The organism is Caulobacter sp. (genome assembly GCF_049283275.1).
GTDB lineage: Bacteria > Pseudomonadota > Alphaproteobacteria > Caulobacterales > Caulobacteraceae > Caulobacter.
In genome coordinates this window covers 1-7,121 of record NZ_JBAPVS010000332.1, presented here as the reverse complement: position 1 = coordinate 7,121, position 7,121 = coordinate 1, and the positions used below count along the sequence as shown (strand labels likewise).

Below are 7,121 nucleotides of genomic sequence, written 5' to 3'. Positions count from 1 at the left end.
GGCTCAGGACGAGGTTTTTCTACTGAATCGTCACCAGATGCAGCCCTCATCCTGAGCCTGTCGAAGGACGAGGACGGCCCCACGGGCCGGCGGCGTGAAACGATCAGCGGCCGGGAAGCCATTTCGTCGCACCCCGCCGCGCGCCCCCTCTTCCCCAGCGGCGCGATTACGCTAATGTCGCAAGTCCATTCATTACGGGGCTGCGGGGGATTCTCTTCGTCGGCGGCGGCCCTGGGACCTGGACCGAGATATGAAGCTTACCATCGAGCGGGCGGCGCTGCTGAAGGCGCTGGGTCACGTGCAGAGCGTCGTTGAGCGCCGCAACACCATCCCGATCCTATCGAACATCCTGCTTTCGGCCGATCGCGACACCCTGTCGTTCTCGGCCACCGACCTGGACATGGAGATCATCGACGAGGGCCTGGCCCAGATCGACGGGCCCGGCCAGATCACCGCGCCGGCCCACACGCTCTATGAAATCGTCCGCAAGCTGCCCGACGGCTCGGACGTCTCGCTCAGCTTCAGCGGCGATGACCCGCGCCTGGTGATCCAGGCCGGCCGCTCGCGCTTCAACCTGCCGGTCCTGCCGGCCGGCGACTTCCCGGTGATGAGCAATGACGGTCTGTCGGGCCGGATCTCGGTCGACACCAACGACCTGATGCGCCTGATCGACAAGACCCGTTTCGCGATCTCGACCGAAGAGACCCGCTACTATCTGAACGGCCTGTATCTCCACACCGTCAATGACGGCGGCGTGACCAAGCTGCGCGCCGTGGCCACCGACGGTCACCGCCTGGCCCTGGCCGAGATGGACGCGCCCGAGGGCTCGGCCGGCCTGCCGGGCGTGATCGTGCCGCGCAAGACCATCCAGGAGGCCCGCCGCCTGATGGAATCGGCCGGCGAGCAGGTCGATCTGCAGATCAGCGCCCAGAAGATCCGCTTCGAGTTCGGCCGGGCGGCCCTGACCTCCAAGGTCATCGACGGCGCCTTCCCCGACTATCTGCGCGTCATTCCGCGCGACAACGCCAAGATCCTGACCCTGGACAACGACCTGTTCGCCAAGGCCGTCGACCGGGTGGCCACCATCTCGGCCGAGAAGAGCCGCTCGGTGAAGCTGGCCGTCGAGCCGGGCCGCATCACCCTGACCGTCCGCAACATGGAAGCCGGCCAGGCCGTCGAAGAGGTCGAGGTCGACTACGACGGCGAGGCCTTCGAGATCGGCTTCAACGCCCGCTACCTGCTGGACGTCTGCGGCCAGATCGGCGGCCCGATCGCCGAGTTCCGCTTCGCCGACCCGGCCTCGCCCACCCTGGTGGTCGATCCCACCGATCCGGGCGTGAAGTACGTGCTGATGCCGCTGCGGGTGTAGGGGCTTCAGGTTTTTGAACGTCTAGAAACGGGCGCCTCAGGCGCCCGTTTTGCTGTGCGGGCCGCCTCAAGCCAGGCCGGAAACCCGCACGATCAGCCACAGGGCGCCGCAGATGACGGCCCAGCCGGCCGCGGCGGCGAGCTCGGGATTGTTCCGCCACCACTGGCGCGGAACCTCCAAGGTTTTCAGTTTCATATCCCCCTCCCCAGGGTCTGTTACCGGTATCCAAGACCGACAGCCGGCGCATGCAAGCAACCTTTGACGTCAGAGTCGACTCCTAAGCGGCCAAAACACGCTCGATCGCCTTGCCTGCCTCCTGACCCGTGGTAGCCTCCGTTTCATAAGAAAACGGGAGGGAACGCCTATGGCGAAGGTCAGCTACATGACCGTGGGGTCCAACAAGCTGGAGGCGGCCAAGGGCTTCTACGACGCCCTGCTGGGATCGATCGGCATGAAGGGGATCTATGAACACCCCTCGGGCGGACGGCTCTATCGCGGCAAGGGCACGGGACTGTTCGGGGTGCTGGGCCCTTATGACGGCCAGCCCGCCTGCATCGGCAACGGCATGATGGGCGGCTTTGATTTCGACAGCCGCGAGGAGGTCGACGCCTTCCATGCCAAGGCGATCGCGCTGGGCGGAACCTGCGAAGGCCCCCCGGGCGAGCGGATGCCCGGCGCCTATTTCGCCTATTTCCGCGATCTGGATGGCAACAAGCTGTGCGGCTACAGGTTCGGCTGAACGGCGGCCTGATGCGGGCCCCGGCCTGAGACCCTATATCCTCGCCGGATGGCATCCGACGCCGGCAAGGAGATCCCCATGAGCATGGACATGAACGGCCGCGTGGCCCTGGTCACCGGCGCGTCGTCGGGCTTCGGCGAGGCCGTGGCCCTGGGCCTGGCCAAGGCCGGCGCCAAGGTCGCCCTGGCCGCCCGCCGCGAGGATCGCCTGCGCGACCTGGCCCGACGGATCACCGATCAGGGCGGGCAGGCGCATGTGATCGTCGCCGACTTCACCGACGAGGCCCAGGCCCAGCGCGCGGTCCGCGAGACCGAGGCCGCGTTTGGCCGGCTGGACATCCTGATCAACAACGCCGGGGTCATGTACCTGGAGCCGGTGGCCACGGCCGATCTGGGCCGCTGGCGTTCGATGATCGAGCTGAACCTACTGGGCCTGATCGCCGCCACCCAGGCCGCCCTGCCCGGCATGAGCGCCCGCAAGGACGGTCATATCGTCAACATCGCCTCGACCGCCGGCCATGTCTCCAACCCTCTGGCCGCCGCCTATTCGGCCACCAAGTTCGGCGTGGTGGGCTTCTCCGAAGCCCTGCGCAAGGAAGTCTACAAGGACAATATCCGCGTCAGCGTGATCTCGCCCGGCATGGCGGCCACCGAACTTCGCGACCACATCGCCGTCGAGACCATCCAGACCACGCTCAACAAGACCGCCGACGCCATGCGCCAGCTGACCGCCGAGGACGTGGCCGACGCCATCCTCTACGCCGTCTCGCGGCCGCCGCACGTGACGATCAACGAGATCCTGATGCGCTCGACCGACCAGGAGCGGTAGGCGCGCGGGCGGAGGCCAAGGCCCAGATTTGGCCGCCATCCGGGCCTAGAGCCACGACCTCTCGCAAGGAGTCCGCCATGCGCGTGGCCTGGGAACGAATCGTCGTCGTGATCTTCAGCGGAGCCGCCTGGGCCATGGCCCTCCTGGCCGGGCCGCACATGGCCCACGCCCTGCGCCATCCACCCCGACTGCTGGCCCATGCCGGCGGCCGGCGCCGCGAGCAGGGCTGAGCCGGGGCATCGGCGCGGTCCGATTTAGACCTGCGGCGCGAATAGGCTAGAACCCCCCGGTGAGCCGCGCCGCCCTTCTTTCGCTGACCCTGACCGACTTTCGCTCGTACGAGCGCGCGACCCTGCGTCCGCAGGGCGCCAGCGTCTATCTGTTCGGGGCCAACGGGGCGGGCAAGACCAACCTGCTGGAGGCCATCAGCCTGCTGTCGCCGGGCAAGGGCCTGCGCGGGTCCAGCCTGACCGAGGTCGGCCGCCGCCTGCCGGGCGAGGCGACCGGCCGCGCCTGGGCCGTCGCCGCCGAGACGGAAAGCGGCGAAGACGAACCCGTCCGCCTGGGCACGGGCGTCGAGCAGGCCGGCGCGGCCCGCCGCATCGTCCGCATCGAGGGCGAGACCGTCCCGCCCGGCCGCCTGGCCGACCACCTGCGCCCGATCTGGCTGACCCCGGCCCAGGACCGCCTGTTCCTCGAGGCGGCCGGCGAGCGGCGCAAGTTCTTCGACCGCCTGGTGTTCGCCGGCGAACCCGACCATGCCCGCCACGCCAACGCCTATGACAAGGCCCAGCGCGAGCGCATGCGGCTGCTGACCGACGCCGCCGAGAGCGGCCAGCCGGCCGACACGGTGTGGCTGACCGCCCTGGAAGCCCGTCTGGGCCAGGCCGGCGCCCTGATGGCCGGAGCCCGGGCCCGCACGCTTCAAGCCTTGCAGGCCGAGATCGACAGCCGCGGCGACCGCCCCTTCCCCCGCGCCCGCCTGGCCCTGACCGGCGAGTGGGAACGGATGGCCCTGGAGGGGATCGAGACCGCCGAAATCGAGGCCCGACTCGCCGCCGCCCTGGCCGCCGCCCGGCCTCGCGACGGGGCCGCCGGACGGGCCTTGACCGGTCCGCACAGGGGCGATCTGGCCATTCATCACGTCGACAAGGACCGTCCTGCCGGGGAATGTTCGACGGGAGAACAGAAAGCGCTGATTTTGAACCTGGTTTTGGCCCAGGCGGCGCGACTTTCGCGTGCGAAAGACGCGCCGAATCCTATATTGTTGCTCGACGAAGTCGCCGCGCACCTCGACCTGAAAAGGCGAGCCGCCCTGGCAGACGAAATCACGGCGCTCGGACTCCAGGCCTTTCTCACGGGCACGGACCAGTCGCTGTTCGACCACCTGAAGGGTCGGGCTCTCGGCGTTCGCGTCAGCGAACTCGGCCTGACCGCATTGGAAGACGTATGACCGAAGAGACCAAAGGCCCCGAGCTCGACAATTCCGGCGATCGCCTGACCACCGCCGACGGTTCGGAAATGTCAGCCCCCGAAGTGATGACCGGCGAGTACAGCGCCGACTCCATCAAGGTGCTCAAGGGCCTGGACGCGGTGCGAAAGCGCCCCGGCATGTACATCGGCGACACCGATGACGGCTCGGGCCTGCACCACATGGTCTATGAGGTGGTCGACAACGCCATCGACGAGGCCCTGGCCGGCCACGCCACCAAGGTGGAGGTGATCCTCAACGCCGATGGTTCGGTGACGGTCACCGACGACGGCCGCGGCATCCCGGTCGACATCCACGAGGGCGAAGGCGTCAGCGCGGCCGAGGTCATCATGACCCAGCTGCACGCCGGCGGTAAGTTCGACCAGAACAGCTACAAGGTTTCCGGCGGCCTGCACGGCGTGGGCGTCTCGGTGGTCAACGCGCTCAGCGATTGGCTGGAGCTGAAGATCCACCGCAACGGCCATAGCTATCAGATGCGCTTCGAGCGCGGCGACGCGGTGACCTCGCTGGCCCAGACCGGCGACTCGCCCGTCCGCGCCGACGGTCCCAAGGCCGGCGAGACCCTGACCGGCACGGAAGTGACCTTCTTCCCCAGCCTGGAAACCTTCGCCTTCATCGAATTCGACCGGAAGACGCTGGAGCACCGCCTGCGCGAACTGGCCTTCCTGAACTCGGGCGTGACGATCTATTTCCGCGACCTGCGCGACGCCGAGCCGTGGGAAGAAAAGCTGCACTACGAGGGCGGCATCGAGGCCTTCGTGCGCCACCTGGACAAGGCCAAGACCCCGCTGCTCAAGCAGCCGATCGTCATTCGCGGCCGCAAGGACAAGGTCGAGGTCGACCTGGCCCTGTGGTGGAACGACAGCTACCACGAGCACATGTTGTGCTTCACCAACAACATCCCCCAGCGGGACGGCGGCACGCACTTGTCGGCCTTCCGGGGCGCGCTGACGCGGATCATCACCAACTACGCCGAGAGCTCGGGCATCACCAAGAAGGAGAAGGTCAGCGTCGGCGGTGAAGACGCCCGCGAAGGCCTGACCTGCGTGCTGTCGGTCAAGGTGCCGGACCCCAAGTTCAGCTCGCAGACCAAGGACAAGCTGGTGTCGTCCGAAGTGCGCCCGGCCGTCGAAGGCCTGGTGCAGGAGGGTCTCGCCACCTGGTTCGAGGAGCATCCGAACGAGGCGAAAGCCATCGTCGGCAAGATCGCCGAAGCCGCCGCCGCCCGTGAAGCCGCCCGCAAGGCCCGCGAACTGACCCGCCGCAAGAGCGCGCTCGACATCACCTCGTTGCCGGGCAAGCTGGCCGACTGCTCCGAACGCGACCCGGCCAAGTCCGAAATCTTCATCGTCGAGGGCGACTCGGCCGGCGGCTCGGCCAAGCAGGCCCGCAATCGTGACAACCAGGCCGTCCTGCCCCTGCGCGGCAAGATCCTGAACGTCGAGCGGGCGCGGTTCGACAAGATGCTGTCGTCCGACCAGATCGGCACGCTGATCACGGCGCTCGGCGCCGGCATCGGCCGCGACGACTTCAACCCGGACAAGGTGCGCTACCACAAGATCGTGCTGATGACCGACGCCGACGTCGACGGCGCCCACATCCGCACCCTGCTGCTGACCTTCTTCTATCGTCAGATGCCGGAGCTGATCGAACGCGGCTACATCTACATCGCCCAGCCCCCGCTCTACAAAGCCGCCAAGGGCAAGTCGTCGCGCTATCTGAAGGACGACTTCGAGATGGACGCCTTCCTGGTCGACGAGGGGGTCGAGGGCGCCGAACTCGACCTGCCGTCGGGCGAGCGCCGCACCGGCCAGGACCTGCTGGCCCTGGTCCAGCTGTGCCGCCAGGCCAAGGGCAACATCGACCGCCTGTCGCAGCGCGCGCCGGCCTTCGCCATCGAACAAGGCGCCCTGGCCGGCCTGTTGGGGGAAAAGCCGGACATCGCCGCCGCCGCCAAGCGTCTTGATCTGTATGCGGAAGAAGGCGACGGCCCGTGGTCGGGCGAACGCGGCGACACCGCCTATGTGTTCAAGCGCATCCGTCGCGGCGTGACCGAAAGCGTGGTGCTGGATGACGGCCTGCTGCACGCCGCCGACGCCCGCCGCCTGGCCGAACGGGCCGGCGGCCTGGCCGACGTGTTCTCCGGCGCGGCGATCTTCCGCCGCAAGGACAAGTCGACCACCGTGCGCGGACCGCTCGATCTGCTGGGCGCGGTGCTGGACGCCGGCCGCAAGGGCCTGTCGATCCAGCGCTACAAGGGCTTGGGCGAGATGAACCCCGACCAGCTTTGGGAAACCACCCTGGACGTCGAGGCCCGCACTTTGCTGCAGGTGCGCGTCAACCACGCCGACGACGCCGACGACATGTTCAGCCGCCTGATGGGCGACCTGGTCGAACCCCGCCGCGAGTTCATCCAGGAAAACGCGCTGGACGCCGAGGTGGACGTCTAAGACCTTTGTCGCGTTGTGGTCGAAGCCTCGCCGGACTATGCCTCGATCGGGTGTGAGCCTACCGCTCCACCCGACGCGTCACTCGGATCCAGGACGCGGAAACCACGAGGGGTCAACGCGTGCCTAAGGCGTCCCAAGACATGGAACGCGCCACCGTCGGACAGGTGACGCGACGGCTGATGCCGTTGTTCTGCGTGATGTACCTGATCGCCTATATCGATCGGCAGAACGTGTCGTACGCCA

At 67.7% G+C, this 7,121-nt stretch carries 8 protein-coding genes; 7 read left to right on the top strand and 1 reads right to left on the bottom strand.

Annotated features, from left to right (window positions below; translation table 11 throughout):
• The first annotated feature begins 250 nt into the window (after positions 1-250).
• Entirely contained in the window at positions 251-1,369 is a 1,119-nt protein-coding gene (gene dnaN, locus WAL33_RS18880) for a DNA polymerase III subunit beta (RefSeq protein ID WP_422183231.1), read from the top strand.
• 66 nt (positions 1,370-1,435) lie between these two features.
• Here dnaN and WAL33_RS18875 read toward each other — a convergent pair whose 3' ends face one another.
• A complete protein-coding gene (locus WAL33_RS18875) occupies positions 1,436-1,564 on the bottom strand; it encodes a hypothetical protein (RefSeq protein WP_422183229.1) in 129 nt (42 codons plus the stop codon).
• Between the two features lie 169 nt (positions 1,565-1,733).
• Between WAL33_RS18875 and WAL33_RS18870 the strand changes: the two genes are divergently transcribed.
• From WAL33_RS18870 to WAL33_RS18845, 6 genes are all read left to right on the top strand, one after another.
• The gene (locus WAL33_RS18870) at positions 1,734-2,108 is read left to right on the top strand and encodes a VOC family protein (protein WP_422183227.1); all 375 of its coding nucleotides are present in this window, start codon (positions 1,734-1,736) and stop codon (positions 2,106-2,108) included.
• A gap of 78 nt (positions 2,109-2,186) precedes the next feature.
• Complete coding sequence (locus WAL33_RS18865) at positions 2,187-2,936, top strand: SDR family NAD(P)-dependent oxidoreductase (RefSeq protein WP_422183225.1); 750 nt, start codon at positions 2,187-2,189, stop codon at positions 2,934-2,936.
• 77 nt (positions 2,937-3,013) lie between these two features.
• On the top strand, positions 3,014-3,166 hold the full coding sequence (locus tag WAL33_RS18860) for a hypothetical protein (RefSeq protein WP_422183223.1): 153 nt from the start codon (positions 3,014-3,016) through the stop codon (positions 3,164-3,166).
• A 59-nt stretch (positions 3,167-3,225) separates the two neighbouring features.
• Entirely contained in the window at positions 3,226-4,389 is a 1,164-nt protein-coding gene (gene recF, locus WAL33_RS18855) for a DNA replication/repair protein RecF (RefSeq protein ID WP_422183221.1), read from the top strand.
• The gene (gene gyrB, locus WAL33_RS18850) at positions 4,386-6,878 is read left to right on the top strand and encodes a DNA topoisomerase (ATP-hydrolyzing) subunit B (RefSeq protein ID WP_422183220.1); all 2,493 of its coding nucleotides are present in this window, start codon (positions 4,386-4,388) and stop codon (positions 6,876-6,878) included. The genes recF and gyrB overlap by 4 nt, the downstream gene beginning before the upstream one ends.
• A gap of 140 nt (positions 6,879-7,018) precedes the next feature.
• Positions 7,019-7,121 (top strand): hypothetical protein (locus WAL33_RS18845; protein ID WP_422179972.1); only part of this gene is annotated, 103 nt, incomplete at its 3' end.